Source organism: Corynebacterium uterequi (assembly GCF_001021065.1).
Taxonomy (GTDB): domain Bacteria; phylum Actinomycetota; class Actinomycetes; order Mycobacteriales; family Mycobacteriaceae; genus Corynebacterium; species Corynebacterium uterequi.
In genome coordinates, this window is sequence record NZ_CP011546.1 from 2329178 (window position 1) to 2352431 (window position 23254).

Here is a 23254-nt window from a genome sequence, read left to right on the forward strand (position 1 = left end):
CAACACCCCTCCACCTGGGCGCCTAGCGCCTAGCGCCTAGCGCCTAGCGTCAGCGGGAGCCCGGGTGGTGAAAACCTAGGACAAACGGCAGGCCGCACACTGCGGCCTGTTCGCATATCACCAAAAGATTCTTCGCAAACACAAATACATACGCTCTTCCAGCACACTGTTTTGAAGAAAGGATGTGCAGCATGGCACCGGCCAAGCAGGACATTCCCGTACGTAGAAACCGCAAAGACGCGGCCATGTGTATCCTGTGGCTCCTCTTCGCCGTCATGGTCACCGTGCAGATCGTCGGCGGGACCCTCGCCCGCTACGTCCGCCTGACCTGGTGGCCCCTGCTGCTCATCGCCGCGCTCATCATCGCCGTCTTCGCCGTTAACACGCTGCGGCGCACCCTGCGAGGCGACGCCGTCTCCCACGCCCACGACGGCGAACCGGACACCAGCCGTATCCAGTGGCTGCTGCTGCTCCCGGTACTCCTCATCACCCTGTGTGCCCCAAGCTCACTCGGCAGCGCCATGCTCGACAACACGACGACCGGCGGCGGCCAGTCCGGCACCCGTCCTAACGTCGGCGTGCTCAACGCCTCGGGCAGCATTGACTTCCCGCCGTTGGACCCCTCGGGTGTCAACGAGCTCACCCTGGAGGAAATCTCCGACCGCTACACCTTCGGTGAACCCGAGGCTCTCGACGGCCAGAAGATCTCCTTCGTCGGCTTCGTCTCCCACGGTGACTCCGTCGGCGGCCGCGACGTCGCCTCCGGCGAAGACACCGCCACCGTGGATGCTGACCGGGTGCTTGTCAACCGCTTCAAGATCTACTGCTGTGCCGCCGACGCCATCGCCTACACCGTGCAACTCAACGGAGGCGGCGACTTCGCCGACGACCAATGGGTCGAAGTCGAAGGCGTCGCCAACATGGCCGCCTCCGAAGGCGGTATCCGCCTCGTCGTCGACGCCCAATCCGTCACCCCCATCCACTCGCCGAAGGTGCCGTACCTGTGACCGAGACTTCTTCCCCCGTCAGCGTGCACGAGCACGACCACGCCCACCACGTCACCGAACAACAACGACGCCAGGGCCTCGCCCGCACGCTCCCCACCTGGTTCATCGCCCTCGCAGCGGTGAGCGCCGCGCTGCTCATCTACACCCAGGTGGTTCCCACGAACTGGGTCGGCAGCGTCTCCAACCCCTTCATTAAGCTGCCCAGCGACGTCGAAGCCTGGGCCGCGATCACCATCGCCGTCATCATCCAGGCGTTCCCGTTCCTGGTCCTCGGCGTGGTGGTGTCCGCCGCGATCTCCACCTTCGCATCCGGCGCCTTCCTCCAGCGCATCATGCCTCGAGACTCCTTCCTCGCCGTGCCCACCGCCAGCGTCTCCGCCGTCGCCCTACCCGGCTGCGAATGCGCCTCCGTGCCCGTGTCTCGATCGCTCATGCGCTCCGGGCTGTCCCCGGCGGCGTCGTTGGCCTTCTTGCTGGCGGCACCTTCGCTCAATCCGGTCGTCATCGTCTCCACGGCCGTGGCCTTCAACGCCATGATCGAGATGGCCTGGGCGCGTTTCTTCGCCTCCCTGCTCGCCGTGATTCTCGCCGGCTGGGCATGGATCATCCTGGGCGATAACCGACTCATGAAGGACCGGCTCGGCGAACAAACCCAGGAGGACATCGACCACCACCGCGCCGAAATGCAAGGACGCACCGCCGCCCAGAAATGGGCCACGTTCCAGGCGGCCGCGCTGCACGACCTCACCCAGGCCGGATCCTTCCTCGTCCTCGGTGCCATGGTCGCCGGCCTGGTCAAGGTCGTCATCCCCGCCCAATGGTTCCTCACTCTTGCTCGCCAACCCGCGCTGGTGATCCTCGTCATGGCGCTCTTCGCCATCCTGCTCTCGCTCTGCTCCGAAGCCGACGCGTTCGTCGCCGCGTCGTTTACCGCCGTGTCCCCCACCGCCCAACTCGTGTTCCTCGTTGTCGGCCCCGTGGTGGACATCAAGCTCATTGCCATGCAAGGCGGATCCTTCGGGTGGGCCTTCACTCGACGCTTCGTGCCCATCGTCTTAGTCTGCGCGATCCTCTCCGCCTCGCTTGTCGGAATGATTATCTTCGGCAGGTTCTAAGCGCTACGGTCTTGCCCACGGTGCGCCGGGTTGCGCCGGCTGGGGCCGGGTTGCGCCGGCTGGGGCCGGCTCGGCTCGGCGACGGAAGCTCCGGTCCGTTCGAGTACGGGCACGCCCTTCTTGGAAGCCGAACTCGGTGGGGTGTAGTGGCTGTTTGAAACTTTTAACATGATGCCCCCGCCTGCGATTGTCGCCAGGATCAAGAGCCGATGGAATGACGCGGGCAGGTGCGTCACCGATGCGTGGAACGTATCGCGACCGTCGCCTGAAGCCGGTGGCTTTCGAGTTGAGAGGTCCCAGCCTTGGTCGCCGAATTCTGTGTGGTGTAGTGGTGATCGGAAACTTTTAACATGATGCCGCCTGGCAGCGACTCTTGAAAAGTAGCCTTCTGGGAGCGGGCCTCAGAGCACACGGAGGACGATGCACGGCATAGTCGTTCACAGGAATCGTGCCGACACCGGTTCTTTGCGTTTCGGACTTTCGACACGTCGACTCGCCGTGGATTGGCTACACGTATAGCCGCAGAGGAAGCCGCCTCGGGATCTGGCGCCGCTTCAAGCCCTGGTCCCGCTACCTAGCCGATCGTTCTCCTATGCGCGCCTGTAGCCTCTCACCGGAAGGGAGCATCTGACCCGGGAAGCCGGTTCCATAAAGGGTTGTTCATAGTGGCTACACGTCTAGCCGGTTTGGCTCTTCGCTGTCACCCGAGAGCTGGTAGTGCAGGAATCGGCGGTGTCGGTGAGTCTGACGGTCGACTCACGTCCCGCCCGACTCCGGAATCGGACCCCGGCACAAGGCCGTCACATTCGCCGGCAACCCGAGACATCGCCGGCAGCGACACTGCACTGCCGACTATGCCCGGCATAGTCTCTCACAGGAATCACCTAGTAAGCATCGGCGCGGACGAATGTATAAAGCCTAGGGCGATGGTAGCTACACGTGTAGCCGTTGAGGCACGCCGGCACTGTCGATAGCGTCTCGGAACTGCCGCCGACGACACACAACACTATGCCCACCCAGGGCCCCCAAAATCCCCATAAGCCAGCTGAAATAGTGGCTACACGTGTAGCCGTTGAGGCACGCCGGCACTGTCGATAGCCTCAAGGAACTGCCGCCGACGACACACAACACTATGCCCACCCAGAGCCCCCAAAATTCCCATAAGCCAGTTGAAATAGTGGCTACGCGTGTAGCCAGCCAGAGCAACCCCCAAAACCAGTGGCGCCCGCAACAACCCCACACACGCAAACAAAAAGGTGGTGGGTGACACCACCCCCCCAACCCCCACAACGGGGAGCCACGAGGGCTGGTATCACCCACCACCAATCATGAAGTTAAAGTATCGGCAGCAACCTACTCTCCCACACCCTCCCGAGTGCAGTACCATCAGCACGAATGAGCTTAGCTTCCGGGTTCGAAAAGGGGACCGGGCGTTTCCTCACCGTCATCAACCACCGACACAACCAACCAACACAACACACAACCACCCAACGGTGGCCTGGTGCCGTGCCAGACACTGCATAACGAACGCGACACAACTAATTTTTCTGCTTGCTGCTTATAGTGCAACACTCTCTGCTTGCGGCAAACACATCATGTTTATAGTCGGTCAATTAGTACCAGTCGCCTCAACACCTCACAATGCTTACAACCCTGGCCTATCAACCCCATCATCACTAGGGAACCTCAAAAGAAACCTCATCTCAAAACAGGCTTCCCGCTTAGATGCTTTCAGCGGTTATCCCTCCCGTACGTAGCCAACCAGCCCTACCCAAGGCAAGATAACTGGCACACCAGAGGTACGTCCATCCCGGTCCTCTCGTACTAGGGACAGCCTTCTTCAAGTTTCCACGCGCGCGGCGGATAGAGACCGAACTGTCTCACGACGTTCTGAACCCAGCTCGCGTGCCGCTTTAATGGGCGAACAGCCCAACCCTTGGGACCTACTCCAGCCCCAGGATGCGACGAGCCGACATCGAGGTGCCAAACCATCCCGTCGATATGGACTCTTGGGGAAGATCAGCCTGTTATCCCCGGGGTACCTTTTATCCGTTGAGCGACACCACATCCACAAGTAGGTGCCGGATCACTAGTCCCGACTTTCGTCCCTGCTCGAGCCGTCACTCTCACAGTCAAGCTCCCTTGTGCACTTACACTCACCACCTGATTACCAACCAAGCTGAGGAAACCTTTGGGCGCCTCCGTTACCATTTAGGAGGCAACCGCCCCAGTTAAACTACCCACCAGGCACTGTCCCCAACCCAGATCATGGGCCAAGGTTAAGGTATCCAATCCGACCAGAGTGGTATTTCAACAACGACTCCACCACCACTAGCGTGACAGCTTCACAGTCTCCCACCTATCCTACACAAACCGAACCAAACACCAATACCAAGCTATAGTAAAGGTCCCGGGGTCTTTTCGTCCTGCCGCGCGAAACGAGCATCTTTACTCGTACTGCAATTTCACCGGGCCTGTGGTTGAGACAGCAGGGAAGTCGTTACGCCATTCGTGCAGGTCGGAACTTACCCGACAAGGAATTTCGCTACCTTAGGATGGTTATAGTTACCACCGCCGTTTACTGGGGCTTAAATTCTCAGCTTCGCACACCAAAGTGCACTAACCGGTCCTCTTAACCTTCCAGCACCGGGCAGGCGTCAGTCCGTATACATCAACTTACACGTCTTCGCACAGACCTATGTTTTTGATAAACAGTCGCTTCCCTCTATCCACTGCGACCACCACCAGCTTTCACCAGCAGTGGCACCCCTTCTCCCGAAGTTACGGGGCTAATTTGCCGAGTTCCTTAACCACAGTTCACCCGACCGCCTTAGTATTCTCTACCTGACCACCTGTGTCGGTTTAGGGTACGGGCCGTACACACACATCGCTAGAGGCTTTTCTCGACAGCACTAGATCACCACCATCACCCCAAAGGGGCTACGCATCACGCCTCAGTCAACACGCGGTGCGGATTTCACCAACACCACAACCTCGAACGCTTACACCAGAAACCAACACCTGGCGCGGCTACCACACTGCGTCACCCCATCACTTGACTACTACCAGCTCAGGCCCCACCCCTCACACACACCCGAAGTATCCGAAGACACTCAGGATAGTGTTCAGGGTGGTTAGTATCACCGATTCATCATTGGTCGCGCATATACGGGTACCAGAATATCAACTGGTTATCCATCGACTACGCCTGTCGGCCTCGCCTTAGGCCCCGACTCACCCTGGGAAGACGAACTTGACCCAGGAACCCTTAGTCATCCGGCGGTAAGGATTCTCACCTTACACTCGTTACTCATGCCTGCATTCTCACTCGCACACACTCCACACCACCTCACAGTAATGCTTCACACACGTGCACGACGCTCCCCTACCCAACCAACCAACGTTGGTTGCCGTGGCTTCGGCGGTGTACTTGAGCCCCACTACATTGTCGGCGCACAACCACTCGACCAGTGAGCTATTACGCACTCTTTCAAGGATGGCTGCTTCTAAGCCAACCTCCTGGCTGTCATCGCGATCACACATCCTTTTCCACTTAGTACACCCTTAGGGGCCTTAGCCGACGATCTGGGCTGTTTCCCTCTCGACTATGAAGCTTATCCCCCACAGTCTCACTGCCATGCTACACTTCACCGGCATTCGGAGTTTGGCTGACATCACTAAGATTGTAGTCCCGCTCAACCAACCAGTAGCTCTACCTCCGGCAAGCACACACAACGCTGCACCTAAATGCATTTCGGGGAGAACCAGCTATCACGGAGTTTGATTAGCCTTTCACCCCTACCCACAACTCATCCCCTCAGTTTTCAACCTAAGTGGGTTCGCGCCTCCACAACCTCTTACAGCTGCTTCACACTGGCCATGGGTAGATCACCCCGCTTCGGGTCCAGAACATGCCACTACAACACCCAATTAGGATTCGCTTTCGCTACGACTACCCCACACGGGTTAACCTCGCGACATGCCGCTGACTCGCAGGCTCATTCTTCAAAAGGCACGCCATCGCCCCACACAAGCAAGGCTCTGACGGATTGTAAACACACGGTTTCAGGAACTATTTCACTCCCCTCCCGGGGTACTTTTCACCATTCCCTCACGGTACTACATCCACTATCGGTCATGTCAAGTATTTAGGCTTACCGGGTGGTCCCGGCAGATTCACAGCAGATTCCACGAGCCCACTGCTACTCGGGGACATGCACAACAGCATGATAACGATGCAACCATGTACGGGACTCATCACCCTCTACGGCAGGCCACTCCAGACCACTTCCACTCACATCGCACACACCGCGCAGCGTCAGGTAGCCGCCACACGCACACACCCCACAACAACACACACGCAACCCCTACCCAGGTATCACACGCACATGCTTTAGCCTCATCCACGTTCGCTCGCCACTACTAGCAGAATCATTATTATTTTCTCTTCCTACGGGTACTGAGATGTTTCACTTCCCCGCGTCACCCCCAACCAGACTATACATTCACCTGGCGGTTACACACCACAACGCGTGCAGGGTTACCCCATTCGGACATCCTCGGATCAACGCTTAGTTGCCAACTCCCCAAGGCTTAACGCAGACTCACACGTCCTTCATCGGCTCAACATGCCCAGGCATCCACCGTGTGCCCATAAACGAACAAACACAACACACACACAAGCAAAAAACACTAAGAACAAACAGAAAAAATTGCCCACCCCCACATGCACACACACATGAGGGCGAAAAAAATATCGCGTCCACTATACAGTTCTCACACAACACCACACCCCAGACAACAACCACCACACACAACGTACGCGATGACCGCCAGCCTAAGATGCTAAAAGGAACAACAGTGCTGTCCCAGACACCCAACAATGCACCAACCACTTAAAAAAACTTTTCACTGCCACCACCCACCAGGGTGAAAAGCCACCAACCATGACTCGTCACGTGTCTTCACACGCCAAAAAATAACAACCAGGCCAGCGCGGCACCACCACCAATAGTGACACCATCAACCAACCCCCTGCCCCCCAGGCACCCAACCAGGCAACCTTCAGGGGCGAGAAAAAAATTAACTAAACTCCTTAGAAAGGAGGTGATCCAGCCGCACCTTCCGGTACGGCTACCTTGTTACGACTTCGTCCCAATCGCCGATCCCACCTTCGACCACTCCCCCCACCAAACGGTGGTTAGGCCATGGGCTTCGGGTGTTACCAACTTTCATGACGTGACGGGCGGTGTGTACAAGGCCCGGGAACGTATTCACCGCAGCATTGCTGATCTACGATTACTAGCGACTCCGACTTCATGGGGTCGAGTTGCAGACCCCAATCCGAACTACGACCGGCTTTACGCGATTAGCTCCACCTCACGATATCGCAACGCAGTGTACCGACCATTGTAGCATGTGTGAAGCCCTGGACATAAGGGGCATGATGATTTGACGTCATCCCCACCTTCCTCCGAGTTAACCCCGGCAGTCTCTCATGAGTCCCCACCATCACGTGCTGGCAACATAAGACAAGGGTTGCGCTCGTTGCGGGACTTAACCCAACATCTCACGACACGAGCTGACGACAACCATGCACCACCTGTACACCAGCCACAAAGGGAAAACACATCTCTGCGCCGATCCAGTGCATGTCAAGCCCAGGTAAGGTTCTTCGCGTTGCATCGAATTAATCCACATGCTCCGCCGCTTGTGCGGGCCCCCGTCAATTCCTTTGAGTTTTAGCCTTGCGGCCGTACTCCCCAGGCGGGGCGCTTAATGCGTTAGCTACGGCACAAAAATCGTGAAAAGATCCTCACACCTAGCGCCCACCGTTTACAGCATGGACTACCCGGGTATCTAATCCGGTTCGCTACCCATGCTTTCGCTCCTCAGCGTCAGTAACTGCCCAGAGACCTGCCTTCGCCATCGGTGTTCCTCCTGATATCTGCGCATTTCACCGCTACACCAGGAATTCCAGTCTCCCCTACAGCACTCAAGTATTGCCCGTATCACATGCACGACCATGGTTAAGCCACAGAATTTCACACGTGACGCGACAAACCACCTACGAGCTCTTTACGCCCAGTAATTCCGGACAACGCTCGCACCCTACGTATTACCGCGGCTGCTGGCACGTAGTTAGCCGGTGCTTCTTCTCCAGGTACCGTCACCCCAAAAGGCTTCGTCCCTAGCGAAAGGAGTTTACAACCCGAAGGCCGTCATCCCCCACGCGGCGTCGCTGCATCAGGCTTGCGCCCATTGTGCAATATTCCCCACTGCTGCCTCCCGTAGGAGTCTGGGCCGTATCTCAGTCCCAATGTGGCCGTACACCCTCTCAGGCCGGCTACCCGTCGACGCCTTGGTAGGCCATTACCCCACCAACAAGCTGATAGGCCGCGAGCTCATCTTGCACCAAAAAACATCTTTCCACCACACCCAACAGCATGGTCCTATCCGGTATTAGACCCAGTTTCCCAAGCTTATCCCGAAGTACAAGGCAGATCACTCACGTGTTACTCACCCGTTCGCCACTCGAGCACCCTGCAAGCAGGGCCTTTCCGTTCGACTTGCATGTGTTAAGCACGCCGCCAGCGTTCATCCTGAGCCAGGATCAAACTCTCCACAAAAAACAATCATGTTTCAAGGCGAAAGAGCCCAAACACTGACAAAAAATCCAAAAAATTACATGAACAAAAAACAACCACTGATTACATCACGCAGCCAGGCACATCCGACGAGGAAAAACCACCACAACCACGCAACAACCAACCCCCACCACAACAAAGCAGCAAAGGGAAGGCAACAATCACCAGCCATCAATCACCCACGCACAACACCCCACCCCCGCCAACAGCAGGGAACCAAGGTGCCGGGCACACGCAACCACAACCAGCAACCATCACCCACACCACCAACCCACAACAGGCCAGTGATACTGGACAGTGACAACAAAAAAATTCAAGTAGTTGACACACTATTGAGTTCTCACACAACACGAACACGCAACCACACCACCACCAACAAGAAGCAGCAGAGCAACCACGGCCCATAAAAAAGCCAGACAACCAAGCCACCAACCAACCCACAAGCAGTGAGCGGCGCGACCAGCCGCGCTGACCCAGACAAAGTTACCCACACACCACACAAACCACAAACCCCCAGCTCACAGACCATAAAAGCCACGACTCTCGGCTACCTTGTCAATGAGTTCATGCAACTGCGCCCGCGTGAGACGTAGCCGGACCGCCTCATCGACGACCGGGGCCAGGAACGCTCCCGCGAACTCCTCGCGTCGCCGATCAAGCACCCGTCGTCGCGCCCCTTGAGAGACGAACATGCCTACACCACGCACCTTGTGCAGGACTCCTCGAGCGGCGAGGAGGGCTACGCCCCGTCGGGCGGTGGCCGGATTGATGCTGTGAAAGTTGGCGAGCTCGTTGGTCGACGGGGCGCGCTGACCCTCGCCGAGCGCTTCTTCGACGATGGCGTCCTCGATCAGCGAGGCGATCTGTTGGTAGAGGGGTTCCGGGACGGCCACGACGCTCACTTCCGCGCAAGGACTGGGGTTAGTTACTGATATGACTAACCTACCCGTTTGGGGCCCGGCCCGTGGGGCATCCCCCGATGGGTAGGTCTCTCACCTGCAGGGATCGACGTTGCGCGGTTTTTGAGGCATTCTGGAGGCCGTAAACTAACTTCAGCTTAGACACGAATAGATACGGACTTAGGAGCCATGCTTGAACGCACATTGGTATTCGTCGATACCTCTTACCTACTAGCCAGCTTTTATAACTCGTGGGAGACAGGAGCCCGCTCGCAACTTGAAATCGACCTGCCCGAGGTCGTGTCGGTCCTCGGCGTGATGATCGAAAAGCAACTTGACCAGCCGATTCATCGCCAAAATTGGTACGACGGCATCCCCGACTCCGGCCCGCACCGCTACCAACGCGCGCTTCGTTCGTGCGACGGGGTGCAATTGCGCACGGGTCAACTCATCGAGTGGGGTGAGCGTCGCACGCAAAAGGGCGTGGACACGAGGCTGGTCGCCGACATGGTCATCGCCGGGCTGCGGCAGCAGTTCACCGACATCGTTCTTGTGTCCGGCGACGCAGACATGATCCCCGGTGTCCAAGAGGCCACTCTCAACGGCGTGCGGGTTCACCTCTACGGCTTCGGGTGGGATTCCATGTCCTCGGCCTTGCGCCATGCCTGCGACACGACCACCATTTTGGATCCTCGCGAGGATTTCGCGGACGCCATGCAGCTGCAGATCCTCGAGGGTCCCCTGCCACCAGCCCCCCGCGAACGACCCATCGGTGACGCCGAACCAGTTGAAGACCTGGGGATGACCCCCGTCCCGGAGGGCAATCCGCTGTCCGCGGGGGCTATCCGCTCCCAGGCATCGGCGTCGCGGCGCACTGCCTCCTCGTCCAGCGGAGGCGATCAGCTCCCGGCCCGGACCGCTGCGCACACTCACGACGCCGGTCCGGGCTCTACGCTCCCCCAAGACACGCAGGATGAGTCAGCCAACCACGCTGAGGCCGTCGTCGAAGAAAGCGCGAGCGACACCGACGCCGCCGCCGTCGAAGCAGAGGCTACGCCGGCACCCGACACTGCCACTGAAACACAGCACTCGACTGCGCAGGAGGACGCTCCGACCGAGGACTTCGAGGACCAGACAGTCTCGCGTCCCACCCCGTCGCCGGCGAATATGAAGCGCTCCGCGCCGAAGCCGTCGATGATGGCGCCGCGTCGTAAGCTGCGCTCCCGCTACGTTCCGCTACCCGAAGAGGTGTGGAGCTCGGCCGGTTTCCAGACCCCCTTCGACGTCGGCCAGCAGTACGCCATCTGGTGGTTCGAGAACGCCGCCAGCACCGAGCAGCGCGACGGCGCCCACATGCTCTCCGGAGGCGGGTTGCCGCCGGACATTGATCGGCCGCTGCTGCAATTCGCGTGCGAGACGCTCCACGAGTACACCCTCAGCGAGCATCAGCGGGTGAGCCTGCGCGACGGATTCCACTCCGGAATCCGCGGCGTGCTCATCAACGCCAGCAAGCGCTTCTAGCGCCGCTCGCCACCGTCGGCGGAACTGCCGCCGTCGGCGGGCCCGTCGACGGGTTCCGCGTCGACGATCGCTTCGGTCTCCGAGTCCTCCGCGGGCTCCGGCGTCGGTGCCTCAAGCTCCGGCGCCGGCTTGTTCGCCCCCATGGAGGCGCGGATTTCGGCGAGCTTGCTCGCTGCAGCGATGTCGGTGCCGGCACTGGCGATCTCGGCCATGCGGTCAGTGACCGTGTTCTGGGTGAGTTCCTGGGCGCCGAGGGCGTCGGCGTATCGGCGCTCGATCTTGTCCCGAACGGCGTCGAGGTTCGGAACGGAGTCGTCCTGCCCGCCGAACTGGTTGAGCTGGTCCATCGCCTTCGCGCTTTGCTCCTGCATGGCGGCCTGGTCTGCCTGGGCGAGGAGCTTGTCCGCTTCGGCGAGCTGCGCGCTCAGGCGTGCCTCAGACTGCTGTTGCTGCTGCTTGGCCTGCTCGGCCGCGTGGGCGGCTTGTTCGTACATCCGCTTCGTATTCGCGAGCTCGTTTTCCACGGCCACCAGCTGGGAGGCGATGACCTCGGCGGTGTTGGTGTACTGCTGGGCCTTGGCCGCGTCGCCGGCGGCAGCCGCCTGATCGGCCGCCTCCAAGGCGGTGCGGGCCTTCTGCTGGTGGTCGGCCTGGGACTTCACCAGCCGGTCGATCTGCATCTCAAGCTGCTTCGCGTTTCCGATGATGCTCGCCGCCTGCTGGCTGATCTCGCGGTGCTGGCTCTTTGCGGCGTCGACGGCCTGCTGCACCTGGACCTTGGGGTCTGCGTTGGCGTCGATCTTGTAGTCGAAGGACGACATCAGATACTTCCAGCCTTTGCGGAAGGGGTTAGCCATGAGAAAGCGCCTTTCACTCGTTTACTTCAAGAGTCTAGAGAGAAAGGCGCGTCGTCGCCGGTTGCTGCCGGGGAAGCTGGCTTACTGGTTGTTCTGCTCGGCGATCTGCTTGCGAACCTCGTCCATGTCAACCTTCTTCAGTTCCTCGATAAACTGCTCGAAGGCGGCCGGCGGCAGTGCGCCGGACTGGCGGTGGAGCAGAATCCCGTCGCGGAACAGCATGAGGGTGGGAATGGCCTGGATTTCCAGGGCTGCAGCCAGCTGCTCGTTGGCTTCGGTGTCCACCTTGGCGAAGGTGACGTCGGGGTGCTTCTCGGACGCCTTCTCGAAAGTGGGGGCGAAGGCCTTGCACGGCCCGCACCAGTCGGCCCAGAAATCGACGATGGTGATGCCTTCAGCTTCGACAGTCGGGGCGAAGTTGTCTTGGTTGAGTTCGATAGTGGCCACGGTTACTCCTTTAAGCATTGTTCGTTGTTTTCCACCTCCTTCAACCATCCACCCCGCCTGTGCATTCCCACGTTGCCCATATACCCCCGGGGGGTATATTCTGATGACGGAAAGCGTGAACCCCTCGATGGAAGGACAATCCCATGGCAGAGACCAAGAATTACACCGTGTCCGGCATGACGTGCGGGCACTGCGAGATGTCCGTGAAGGAGGAGGTCGGCGAGATCGCCGGCGTCACCGCGGTCACGGCCGACGCGGCGTCGGGCGCGGTGTCCGTCACCGGCGAGGGCTTCACCGACGAGCAGGTGGCGGCGGCCGTCGAGGAAGCCGGTTTCCAGCTTGCCTAGCCCCAGTGCACCCAGCCCCAGTGCACCTAGCCCCAGTGCACCCAGCCCTAGTGCACCGGCATCCCTAGCCGCCCCGGAGGCGCTGAGCCATCTTGACTTCGGGGTGACCGGCATGACGTGCACGTCATGTTCGTCCCGGGTGCAGCGCAAGCTCAACAAGCTCGACGGCGTCGAGGCCACGGTGAACTTCGCCACCGAGTCCGCGTCGGTCAGCTTCGACCCCACGAAGGCCGACGAAGCACGGCTCGTCGACGTGATCCGGGCAGCCGGTTACGACGCCTTTAGGATCGCCGACCCGCATGCGTCCGGCCCGGCAACGGCCGACGACGCCCCCTACACCGACGCCCCCTCCACCGACGCTACGGCGGGGGACCGGCACGAGCAGGCCCGAGAACGCGAGGCCGCCGACCTTCGGCGACGCACGCTGCTGTCCGCTCTGCTCGCGGTACCGGTCATGCTCGTGTCCATGATCCCCGCCTGGCAATTCCCCAACTGGCAGTGGGCGGCGTTCACGGCCACCACCATGGTGTTCTTCGTCGGTGGGGCGCCGTTCCACCGCAACGCGCTTATTAATCTCCGTCACGGCGCGACGACGATGGACACGCTCATCTCGATGGGTACGTCGGCGGCCTACTTCTGGAGCCTGTGGGCGCTCTTCTTCGGCACCGCCGGGCGGCCCGGGATGACCATGCACATGTCGCTGCTGCCCTCCGGGCACAGCATGGATGAGATCTACCTGGAGTCCGTGGCCGTCGTCATCACGTTCCTGCTGCTCGGGCGCTGGTTCGAGGTCCGCGCTAAGGGCCAATCCACGCAGGCGCTGCGCGCCCTGCTCGATCTGGGCGCGAAGGACGCCGCGGTGATCCGCGACGCGCGAGAGATCCGCGTCCCGGCGAGTCAGCTGCGCCCCGGCGACGTCATGGTCGTTCGGCCGGGGGAGAAGATTCCCACCGACGGCCGGGTTGTTGAGGGCCGGTCGGCCGTTGACGAGTCGATGCTCACCGGCGAGTCGGTGCCCGTCGACGTGGAGCCGGGATCCCTGGTCACCGGGGCCACGATTAACGCGTCGGGGCGCCTGCTGGTGGAGGCGACCCGCGTCGGCACGGACACGGTGCTGGCGCACATGGCCCGCCTGGTGACCGACGCCCAGGCGAAGAAGGCGCCGGTGCAGCGCCTGGTGGATAAGATTTCGGCGGTCTTTGTCCCGTCGATCATCGGCATTTCGGCGCTGACGTCCTTCGCCCACGGGCTCGCCGGCCACGATCCCTCCTGGGCGCTGACAGCGGCCATCGCCGTGCTCATCATCGCGTGCCCCTGCGCGCTGGGGTTGGCCACGCCCACCGCGTTGCTGGTGGGCACGTCGCGCGGCGCGCAGCTGGGGCTGCTCATTAAGGGCCCTGAGGTGCTGGAATCGACCCGGTTGGTCGATACCATCGTCCTCGACAAGACCGGTACCGTCACCACCGGCGTCATGACCGTCGCTCACGCCACCGACGACGAAGCGCTGCGCCTGGCCGCGGCCGTCGAGCAGGCGTCCGAGCATCCCATCGCCCGCGCCATCGTCGCCGCTGCCCGGGAGGAGCTAGCCCCGGTTACCGAGTTTCGCAACGACGCCGGGACGGCCGTTCATGGCGTCGTCGAGGGCCGTCGGGTGCGGGTTGGGCGTCCGTCGGCGCCGCTGCCGCCACCGCTGGCCACGGCCTTCGAGGACGCGCTCGCCCAGGGCTTCACGGCGGTGGCCGTGGAGGCTGACGGGGAGGCGGTCGGCGTGGTCACCGTGCGTGACGACGTCAAGGCGACGTCGGCGCAGGCCATCGCCGCGCTGGGGGAGCTGGGGTTGCAGGCATATCTGGTGACCGGCGACAACGCCCGCGCCGCGCAGGCAGTGGCCGCGGAGGTGGGGATTGACCCCAGCCGGGTGATCGCGGAAGTCCTGCCCGAGGACAAGGTGCGCGCCGTCGAACGGCTCATGGACCAGGGCCGGACGGTCGCCATGGTGGGCGACGGCGTCAACGACGCGGCGGCGTTGGCCACCGCCGACCTGGGCCTAGCAATGGGCTCGGGCACGGACGTCGCCATTGAGGCGGCGGACATCACCATGATGAATGGGGATCTGCTCTCGGCGGCGGACGCGATCCGCCTGTCGCGGCGCACCCTGCGAACCATCAAGGGCAACCTGTTCTGGGCGTTCGCCTACAACACGATCTTGGTGCCGGTGGCCGCTTTCGGCCTTCTCAACCCGATGCTCGCCGGCATTGCGATGGCGCTGAGCTCGGTGTTCGTCGTCGGCAACTCGCTGCGGCTGCGACGCTTCGAGCCGCTGCGCCGTAGCTGACAGCCCACGGGTCCCGACGCCACCTAGCGGGACATAACACCTAGCGGCCGAGCAGCCGCCACCACCGGCGGCGTCGGGGCGCCTCGGTCGCCGCAGCGATGTCGTCGATGCGGCGCGGAAGGTTGAGCAGCAGCAGATTGCTGGGGGTGTGGGCGACGGTAATGACGTCCCGCTCCCGGCCCGCCAGGCGGATGCGGGTGGCGGTACAGGGCCTCTCGGACGTGATGGTGCGGACGGTCATGCGGATCACTCCCAGCGGTGACTTCAGGCGATGATGGAAAACCCAATAATAGGTTCTTTCTCGCCTTCCGTCACCAATGGTAAGCCATTCCTAATTACGCTGGTCAGCCCATAGGTTAGCCTAGCCATGAGCCATGTTGACGAAGCGCGAGTAGTGCAGCTGGTGCGCCACAGAAACCGTGTCGATGGGCCCGCCACGGTGCTTCGCCAGGATGATGTCCGCCTCGCCGGCGCGCTCATTATCCCGATCTTGGGAGTCCGGGCGGTAGAGCAACATAACGATGTCCGCGTCCTGCTCCAGCGAGCCGGATTCGCGCAGGTCCGCCAGCTGCGGACGCTTATCCGTACGCGACTCCGGGCCACGGTTGAGCTGTGAAATCGCGATGAGCGGGACCTCCAGCTCCTTGGCCAGCAGCTTGAGCTGGCGGGAGAACTCGGAGACCTCCTGCTGGCGGGACTCCACCTTCTTGCCCGAGCTCATGAGCTGGAGGTAGTCCAGGACAATGAGGTCCAGGCCGTACTGTTGCTTGATACGCCGGGACTTGGAGCGGATCTCCATCATGGTCATGTTGGGGGAGTCGTCGATGAACAGCGGCGCGTCCTGGATCTGCCCCAGCCGGTCAGTGATCTTCTCCCAATCCGTGGACTCCAGCTTTCCGGCGCGCATGTCCGACAGCTTGACCTCCGTCTCCGCGGAGAGCATACGCATGACGATCTCCGAGGAGCTCATCTCCAGCGAGAAGATCACGGAGGTTTTGCCGTGGGTGATGGAGCACGAGCGGATGAAGTCGAGCGCCAGGGTGGACTTACCGACGCCGGGACGGGCGGCGACGATAATCATCTGGCCGGCCCGCAACCCGTTGATGAGGTTATCGAGATCGATAAACCCGGTGGGCACGCCCGTCTCCAGTCCGCCCTGTTGCAGGGCCACCATCTCGTCGAGGGTGGGGGTGAGCAGGTCTTTGAGCACCCGGTAGTCTTCGGCGCTGCGGTCGTCGCCGATGGCGAAGACTTCCTGCTGGGCGCGGTCGATGAGCGACTCGATCTCCTCGTCGCCGTCGCCACCCTCATAGCCCATGCTCGCCACGCGGGTGCCGGCGTCGACGAGGCGTCGCAACACCGCCTTCTCGGCGACAATCTTGGCGTAGTAGCGCGCGTTCGCCGCCGTCGGCACGGAAGACATGAGCGTGTGCAGGTACGACGCGCCGCCGGCGCGCTCTAGCTCATTGCGGCGGTCCAGGCGGCCGGAGACGATGAGGGGGTCGATGTCCGTGCCGTCGGAGTAGAGCGCGAGCATCGCCTCGTAAATGAGCTGATGTGCCGGGAAGTAGAAATCTCCGGGGGAGAGCCCATCGATGACCTCCAGCACCGTGTGGGGGCTGAGCAGCATCGCGCCGAGCACGCCCATTTCAGCGTCGCGGTCGTGGGGCGGCTGGCGGAAGTCGTCATAACGAGGCCGGGCCGGCCCGTTGCCGTAGAAGCGACCCCCACGGTCGGATTCGTCCACATCCGCCGGCGGTTCCGGCGGCGCGACGAAGGCGGCGTAGTCGTCGTCAAAGCTATGAGCTTCCGACTCCGTAGAGCTCATGGGTCCTCCTTGTTCCAACCGGGTAACTGGTGCCACCGAAAGTCTAGAGCACGCCGCGACGCCCGCCGAGGACCGCGTTTCGGTGGAGGAAAAATCGACGTTTCCACAGCCTGGCTGTGGATAACTTTCGTTGTGGCAGCGTAACGGGCCTAAAGGGCTTCCGTGCTATCAGCACGGGCTGTGGAGAAGCGCGGGAGATTTATGCCGCAGCTGATTATAATTCCAGCTCAGAAGCACTTTCGAGACTGTGGACAACCGTGGAGAATCCGTGGAGAAGGCGTTTGTGCAGGTCGCTTCTCAGGTGGCAGCGCCGTCACCTGGGGTTATCCTCATGCAACGCTTAGGTGTATCACAGGTTACCAACCCGGGAGTTATCCACAGCCCTGCCCGTGCCCCGATTCCGTACATAAGACGCGGCCCCGCGAGTCTTCCGCAAGGGAAGCGCGGGGCCGCGTCGGTGCTGTTGTCGTTGGGCTTTCGCCGAGAGGACGAAAGCCGCCGTGGTGAGCCTAGGAAACTAGGCGGCCACGACCGAGAAGTTAACCTTGCCGAGAACCTCGGGGTGCAGCTTAACCATGACCTGGTAGTTACCGGTCTTCTTGATCATCGCCTTCGGCAGGTCGATGGAGCGCTTGTCGATGACCGGGCCGCCAGCGGCACGGATGCCATCGGCGATGTCGCCGACGGTCACGGAGCCGAAGAGCTTGCCGGTATCCGAGGTGCGAACCTTAACCTCGACCTTCTCCAGGGAGTCAAGCTTCTGACGAAGCTCGTGGGCGTGCTCGACGTCGCGCACGGCGCGGGCGTCCTGGGCACGCTTAATTTCGTGAATCTGCTTCTCAGCGGCGCGGGTGGCAACGATGGCCAGACCACGGGGAAGCAGGTAGTTACGTCCGTAACCGTCCTTCACCTCGACGATGTCGCCGGGGACACCGAGGTTGGAAACGGCAGCGGTGAGGATCAGCTTCATGATCCCTGCCTTTCGTTGGTCAGTTGATGTGTGGGAACCAGGTAAGAGTGGTGTCTAGAACGGCGGGTTATCGATGCCGTCAGGCGCGCTGCCGGCCTCGGGGGCGGAGTTCCACGGGTCCTGCGGCGGCTGGTGGGACTGCTGCCCACCCTGGAATTGGTTGCCGCCGAATCCGCCGTAGTTGTTTCCGCCGCCGGAGTTACCCCCGCCGAAATTGTTCTGGTAGCCGCCGGAGTTACCCCCGCCGTAGTTGTTTCCGCCGCCGGAGTTGCCGCCACCATAGTTGCCACCGCCGTAGTTACCGCTACCGCCCTCACGCGGGTTGCGGTTGACCTGGGCGGAGGCGAACTTCAGGGACGGGCCCACCTCGTCGACCTCAACCTCGAAGACCGTGCGCTTGTTGCCGTCGCGATCGTCCCAGCTGCGCTGGCGCAGCTTACCGGTCACGATGACGCGCATGCCCTTCTTCAGCGACTCAGCGACGTTTTCGGCCGCCTGCCGCCACACATTGCAGGTGAGAAACAGCGCCTCGCCGTCCTCCCACTGGTTCGTCTGGGAGTTGAAGCGACGCGGGGTAGAGGCGACGCGGAAATTAGCGACCGCCGCACCCCCTTGGGTGAAACGAAGTTCCGGATCAGCAACCACATTGCCGACGATGGTGATCGGAGTGTCGCCCTGTGCCATGGCGTGTTCCCTTCCTACTGGAGAGCCGGTTTGTTAGCTACCAGTATCCACTCAATTACTTATCGGTGCGGAGGACCTTGGTGCGCAGAACGGTCTCGCTCAGGTTCAGAACGCGGTCGAGCTCCAGGGCGCTGTGGGACTCACAGGTGAGATCCACGACGACGTAGATGCCTTCCTCGTTCTTGTTGATCGGGTAGGCAAGACGACGCTTGCCCCACACATCAACCTTGTCCACCGAGCCGCCATCCTTGCGGATGGTGTCCAGGTACTTATCCAGGGACGGGGCTGCGGTGCGCTCATCCTGGCTGGGGTGCAGGATAATCATTACTTCGTAGTGACGCACGGACCTCATCACCTCCTATGGTCTAGTTCGAGTTGTTCGGCCATACCCCGAGTGGGTATGACAGGAGGGTCGTTGCGTCAAGCAACTTAGCCAGGGTACCGTACTTTGACCTCGGGGAGAAATCACTTTTCGCACGCCAGGGCCCGAAGCCGCCTCGACGCGGCCGAGAAACAAAGCCGACGCGACCCCGGCGGCGTGCCAGGTGCGCCGTGCTCCGTGCCCCCGTACTAGGTTCCGTTGGTCTGCGCCGCCCAGAACACCGCCAAGGTGACGGGGATGAGGGTGAGGCAGAGCAAACCAATGAGGCCGAACGTCCACGCCCGGCGGGCCGGCTTCTTCTTCATGACGCTGAGATAGGACATCGCGAAGGAAAACAGCCCAATGGCGATCGAAACGATGCCGATAGTGGTGACGATCATGACCTCTAAGGGTAGCGCTCCCGACGCCGCCACACCCAGCCATCGCGCTGCCCGAACGGGCCGGCCAGGGGGTCGAGCCCGTGGTGGGCGTCGCGGACCGGATCCCGTCGCCGGCCCACCATCTGCGCCAGGATGAGCACGCCGATGGCGACGATGCAGCCGTCGCGCCCGGCGATAGCCACGTCGAGTAGCCAACCCGGCGCGCCGTGGTTGTCTGCGCCCATCATGTGCCACATGAGGATCGGCCACAGACACATGTCCGCAACTCCCCACCAGATAATGAGCCGCCAGTGGGGAAGCGCCAGCACCGCCGGCACCAGAAGCCACAGCGAATACTGCGGCGACCACACCTTATTAACAAGCAGGAAGGCGATAATAATGAGCGCCACCAGCTCGGCGACCCGGGGGCGTCGGCGCGCCCGCATCCCCAGCACCGCGATGGCGAGACAGGCGGCTGCGAACAGTGAGAAGGTCACGGCGTTGAGAATCTCGGGCACCGCCCCGGGGGCGTCGAAGCCCGCCCAGCCCAGGCGTCGGCTGAGCACCGCCCAGATCGTGGTCCACTCCCAGCCGCGCTCGGAGTTGAGCCGGGTGAACTCGGCCCACGCCCGGGGGTAGGCGACGATGATGGGCAGGTTGACGATCACCCAGGAGGCCACCGCCGTCGCGAGCATCCGCAGCCACGGCTGCCAGTGGCGCGAGCGGGCAGCCAGGACGAGGTAGGCCCCTAGCAAAAACAGCGGCCACAGTTTGAACGCCGTGCCCAAGCCGATGAGGACCCCGGCCAGTCCGGGCCGACGGTGCGCCACCGCCGCCATCGCCCCCACCGCGAAGGCCACGGCAGGGATGTCCCAGTTGGTGAAGGCGTGGACGATGAAGAGGGGACTGGCGGCCACCAGGACGGTGTCCCACACGCGGTTTCCGGTCAACTCCGCCACCAGCCGAACGACGACGAGCCACAGCACTCCCATGACCGCGGCGGTGACGGTGAAGTACCACGAGGAGGCGGGAAGTACGGCGACGACGGCCCGGGCCAGCGGGTAGGTGGCATTGGCGATGAGCCCCATTAATCCTTGAAAGAGGCCCGCCAGCACCGGGTACTCCATGTACCGAGTCTGGCCGTTATCCCGCCAGGAGTAGGCGTAGGGGAAGGCGTTGCGGGACATCCCGCGGCCGTCGTAGAGCGGGATGAGGTCGCTGTAGCAGGCGGCGGTGTACTGCCGGTTGCCCGCCCAATTCAGGCCCACGGTGCCGTCACTGCCGACGACGCCTCCCAGGCACGCGGCTTTCTGCGCGTAGGCGAGGGACAGGAAAATGAGGGCGAGGAGGATGAGTACCCGCAGCGGGGTCCACCAGCGGGCGCGTCCGACGAGGCCATGGCGCCCGATGGGGCCGCCAATGGCGTCGATGACCCCGCGCACCGCCGGTTCCGACAGTGCGGGGGAAACCCGCTGCGAAGGGTGCCGATGAGACAGCATCGTCGCCCTGAGGCGTTAGAACGTCTCGGCTAAGGCGGCCTCGGGTGCCGGCGCGGGGTCCGGAGCCGGGGCGGGCGCGGGTGCAGGTGCAGGCGCCGGGGCGGGCGCGGGAGCAGGCGGGGCGGGGACGTTGCCGCCGGTGTTCGACGGCGGGGTGTCGGGCTGCGGTTCGCTGCCACCCGGGGTGGGCTCGCCGGGGTTCGGGGAGTTCGGATCCGCCGAGGTGCCGGCGCTCGTCGTCGCGGAGGAGGACTCGGACGTCGAGGACTCGGAGGTCGTGGTCTGCTCCGTGGAATTGGGGCTGAACACGTCCCGGCCCCGGGCGTAGGCACGACGCCCGCCGTAGCCACCGTAGGTCACCGGTTCGGCGGGGTGGAACTCCTCAAAGTCCCGGCCCTCCAAGGCGCCGTCGAGGGTCATCTTCCAGATGTCCGCCGGGGTGTTGGCGCCGTACATGTTGCCGCCGTAGGCGTTGAAGATCGGGGTGGTGTTGTCCGCCGTGCCGATCCACACGGACGTCATGAGCTGCGGCGTGCCGCCCACCATCCAGGCGTCCTTGTTGTAGCCGGTGTTGCCCAGCTGGGCGGTGCCGGTCTTGGCGGCCGAGGGCCGCCCGCCGGCCAGGGGGGCGCCGGATCCACCGGCGATCGGCCCCATGGCCTGCATGACGTTGTCGGCGACCTGCGCGGAGACGCGGCGCTCGCCCTGGTTCGGGTTGAACTCGTAGAGCACCTCGCCGTCGGAGGCCTTGACCTCCTCGATGAAGTGGGTGCGGTGCCACACGCCGCGGTTGGCCAGCGTGGCCAGGGCGGCCGACATGTCCACGGCGCGGGTCTGGTACTGGCCCAGGATGATGCCGTCGAAGGGCTGGCCGCCCTGCTCGCGCAGCGTCTCGCCGACGCCGGGCAGCTCGCGGGCCATGCCCAGCGCGTGGGCCATGTCGGCGGTGTCCCAGGTGGTGTTGGCGAGGTCGGACTGCAGCCGGATGAAGGAGGTGTTGTAGGACTGCACCAGCGCCTTCTCGATGGAGCAGGTGCCACACGTGCCGGAGGCGTTGGTGATGGTGGTGCCGCCCGGCAGCGTCACGGGCTCCGAGGAGTAACGCGCCGTGAGCGGGATGCCCTGCTGCAGGGCGGCCGCCAGGCCGAAGATCTTAAACGTCGAGCCGGTCTGCAGGGGCGCGTTGGCGTAGTCCCAGCCGGTGCCGTCGTCGCCGCCGTAGTAGCCGCGGATAGCGCCGGTGGCCGGCTCCACGCTCACCACGGCCGCGCGGGCGTCCTCTTGCAGCCCGGCCAGGTTGGCCTCCACGGCGTTGAGGGTCGCGTTCTGGGTCTGCATGTCGATCGTGGTCGTGATCTGCAGGCCTCGGGTGGTGACGTCCTGCTCGGTGAGGCCGATGCTCTCCAGCTCCGCGATAACGCGGTCCTTGATGTGCCCGTTCGGGCCCGTCGCCTCGGTGTATGCGGAGTATTCCGCCGGGTCCCGGGTCTCCGGGAAGCGAGCGTCGGCCCGCTGCGCGGCGTCGATGACCCCCATCTCCACCATGCCGTCGAGCACGTAGTTCCAGCGCGCCTCGGATCCCTGGCGGTCGTTCCACGGATCCAACTGGCTGGGCAGCTGGATGAGCGACGCGAGAAGCGCGCCCTCTTCGACGGTGAGCTCGCTGACCGGCTTGTCGAAGTAGGCCTGGGAGGCGGAGTGGATACCGTAGGCGTTGCGCCCGAAGTACACGGTGTTGAGGTAGGCCTGGAGGATGGTCTCCTTGTCCCACTGATTGGTCATTTTGATCGAATACGCCAGCTCCTTGAGCTTGCGCTCGACGGAGCGTTCGTTGCCCACCAGGACGTTCTTCACGTACTGCTGAGTGATCGTCGAACCGCCGCCGGCGGACGAGTTACCGGTGATGACGCCCAACCCGGCGCGCAAGAAGCCGGAGAGGGAGAAGCCGCTGTTCGTCCAGAATTCGCGGTCTTCGGCGGCCAGGACTGCGTCCTGGACGTGCGCAGGGACCTCGTCGAGGGAGATCTGCTTGCGGTTTCCGTCCGGCGGCACGATCCTGGCCAGCTCCGTCTCGCCGTCGCTGGCATAGATGTAGGCCACCTGGGCAGTGGCGACCTCGTTGGGTTCGGGCACCTCAATTCGGGCGTAGTAGATGCCGAACGCAACGAACGGCAACGCGATGATGACCACGAGGGCGAGCAGGAACAGCTTCCACCACGACCGGGTGCGGGGCGATTCCTGGTCCACGCTCTCGCCGTCGAGAGAAGAACTTGATGAAGATGACACCGTTGTAGCTCCCACTTTTCCAAGCGACGGACGGGTATACCTCTACGACCTTAGTGGTTTGACCACCACCC

General features: G+C 62.5%; 17 protein-coding genes and 3 rRNA genes. 6 read left to right on the forward strand and 14 right to left on the reverse strand.

Annotation, left to right across the window (positions count from 1 at the left end; translation table 11 throughout):
• Positions 1–191 precede the first annotated feature (191 nt).
• Positions 192–1007: a TIGR03943 family putative permease subunit gene (locus tag CUTER_RS10550; protein ID WP_047260386.1), complete on the forward strand. Its 816-nt coding sequence runs from the start codon at positions 192–194 to the stop codon at positions 1005–1007.
• A complete protein-coding gene (locus CUTER_RS10555; RefSeq protein WP_158408135.1) occupies positions 1004–2122 on the forward strand; it encodes a permease in 1119 nt (372 codons plus the stop codon). Before CUTER_RS10550 ends, CUTER_RS10555 begins: the two co-directional genes overlap by 4 nt.
• 1340 nt (positions 2123–3462) lie before the next feature.
• On the opposite strand, the gene rrf is transcribed toward CUTER_RS10555, so the two are convergent.
• The 3 genes from rrf to CUTER_RS10570 all read right to left on the reverse strand — a co-directional run bounded on the left by rrf (position 3463) and on the right by CUTER_RS10570 (position 8751).
• Positions 3463–3581: ribosomal RNA gene (rrf, locus tag CUTER_RS10560) — 5S ribosomal RNA — on the reverse strand.
• A 136-nt stretch (positions 3582–3717) separates the two neighbouring features.
• A 23S ribosomal RNA gene (locus CUTER_RS10565) occupies positions 3718–6781 on the reverse strand.
• Between the two features lie 440 nt (positions 6782–7221).
• Positions 7222–8751 (reverse strand): 16S ribosomal RNA (locus CUTER_RS10570).
• The 16S, 23S and 5S rRNA genes sit together here, the layout of an rRNA operon.
• 8 nt (positions 8752–8759) lie before the next feature.
• On the opposite strand from CUTER_RS10570, the gene CUTER_RS11680 reads away from it, so the two are divergent.
• The gene (locus tag CUTER_RS11680; RefSeq protein WP_144412313.1) at positions 8760–9176 is read left to right on the forward strand and encodes a hypothetical protein; all 417 of its coding nucleotides are present in this window, start codon (positions 8760–8762) and stop codon (positions 9174–9176) included.
• Between the two features lie 111 nt (positions 9177–9287).
• On the opposite strand, the gene CUTER_RS10575 is transcribed toward CUTER_RS11680, so the two are convergent.
• Positions 9288–9662, reverse strand: coding sequence for a GntR family transcriptional regulator (locus CUTER_RS10575; RefSeq protein ID WP_047260387.1), 375 nt, complete (start codon positions 9660–9662; stop codon positions 9288–9290).
• 195 nt (positions 9663–9857) lie between these two features.
• Between CUTER_RS10575 and CUTER_RS10580 the strand changes: the two genes are divergently transcribed.
• Positions 9858–11189 carry an NYN domain-containing protein gene (locus tag CUTER_RS10580; RefSeq protein WP_047260388.1) on the forward strand — a complete coding sequence of 444 codons (1332 nt, stop codon included), beginning with the start codon at positions 9858–9860 and terminating at the stop codon, positions 11187–11189.
• On the opposite strand, the gene CUTER_RS10585 is transcribed toward CUTER_RS10580, so the two are convergent.
• Complete coding sequence (locus CUTER_RS10585) at positions 11186–12046, reverse strand: PspA/IM30 family protein (RefSeq protein WP_047260389.1); 861 nt, start codon at positions 12044–12046, stop codon at positions 11186–11188. The genes CUTER_RS10580 and CUTER_RS10585 overlap by 4 nt on opposite strands.
• Positions 12047–12127: 81 nt before the next feature.
• Positions 12128–12493, reverse strand: coding sequence for a thioredoxin (gene trxA, locus CUTER_RS10590; RefSeq protein ID WP_047260390.1), 366 nt, complete (start codon positions 12491–12493; stop codon positions 12128–12130).
• Positions 12494–12636: 143 nt separating this feature from the next.
• Between trxA and CUTER_RS10595 the strand changes: the two genes are divergently transcribed.
• Both CUTER_RS10595 and CUTER_RS10600 read left to right on the forward strand, forming a co-directional pair.
• On the forward strand, positions 12637–12840 hold the full coding sequence (locus tag CUTER_RS10595; RefSeq protein WP_047260391.1) for a heavy-metal-associated domain-containing protein: 204 nt from the start codon (positions 12637–12639) through the stop codon (positions 12838–12840).
• A gap of 112 nt (positions 12841–12952) precedes the next feature.
• Positions 12953–15175, forward strand: a complete 2223-nt coding sequence (locus tag CUTER_RS10600; RefSeq protein WP_082121434.1) for a heavy metal translocating P-type ATPase — start codon at positions 12953–12955, stop codon at positions 15173–15175.
• 40 nt (positions 15176–15215) lie between these two features.
• Here the strand turns inward: CUTER_RS10600 and CUTER_RS10605 are convergent, their stop codons facing one another.
• From CUTER_RS10605 to CUTER_RS10640, 8 genes are all read right to left on the reverse strand, one after another.
• On the reverse strand, positions 15216–15416 hold the full coding sequence (locus CUTER_RS10605; RefSeq protein ID WP_047260392.1) for a hypothetical protein: 201 nt from the start codon (positions 15414–15416) through the stop codon (positions 15216–15218).
• Positions 15417–15536: 120 nt separating this feature from the next.
• Complete coding sequence (gene dnaB, locus CUTER_RS10610; protein ID WP_047260393.1) at positions 15537–17003, reverse strand: replicative DNA helicase; 1467 nt, start codon at positions 17001–17003, stop codon at positions 15537–15539.
• 517 nt (positions 17004–17520) lie between these two features.
• Entirely contained in the window at positions 17521–17973 is a 453-nt protein-coding gene (gene rplI / locus CUTER_RS10615; protein WP_047260394.1) for a 50S ribosomal protein L9, read from the reverse strand.
• Positions 17974–18027: 54 nt separating this feature from the next.
• Positions 18028–18657: a single-stranded DNA-binding protein gene (locus CUTER_RS10620; RefSeq protein ID WP_047260395.1), complete on the reverse strand. Its 630-nt coding sequence runs from the start codon at positions 18655–18657 to the stop codon at positions 18028–18030.
• 55 nt (positions 18658–18712) lie between these two features.
• A complete protein-coding gene (gene rpsF / locus CUTER_RS10625; RefSeq protein ID WP_201775041.1) occupies positions 18713–19000 on the reverse strand; it encodes a 30S ribosomal protein S6 in 288 nt (95 codons plus the stop codon).
• 227 nt (positions 19001–19227) lie between these two features.
• The gene (locus CUTER_RS10630; protein WP_047260397.1) at positions 19228–19419 is read right to left on the reverse strand and encodes a hypothetical protein; all 192 of its coding nucleotides are present in this window, start codon (positions 19417–19419) and stop codon (positions 19228–19230) included.
• Between the two features lie 5 nt (positions 19420–19424).
• Complete coding sequence (locus CUTER_RS10635; RefSeq protein WP_047260398.1) at positions 19425–20897, reverse strand: glycosyltransferase family 87 protein; 1473 nt, start codon at positions 20895–20897, stop codon at positions 19425–19427.
• A gap of 15 nt (positions 20898–20912) precedes the next feature.
• Complete coding sequence (locus CUTER_RS10640) at positions 20913–23183, reverse strand: transglycosylase domain-containing protein (RefSeq protein ID WP_144412321.1); 2271 nt, start codon at positions 23181–23183, stop codon at positions 20913–20915.
• Between the last annotated feature and the right edge of the window lie 71 nt (positions 23184–23254).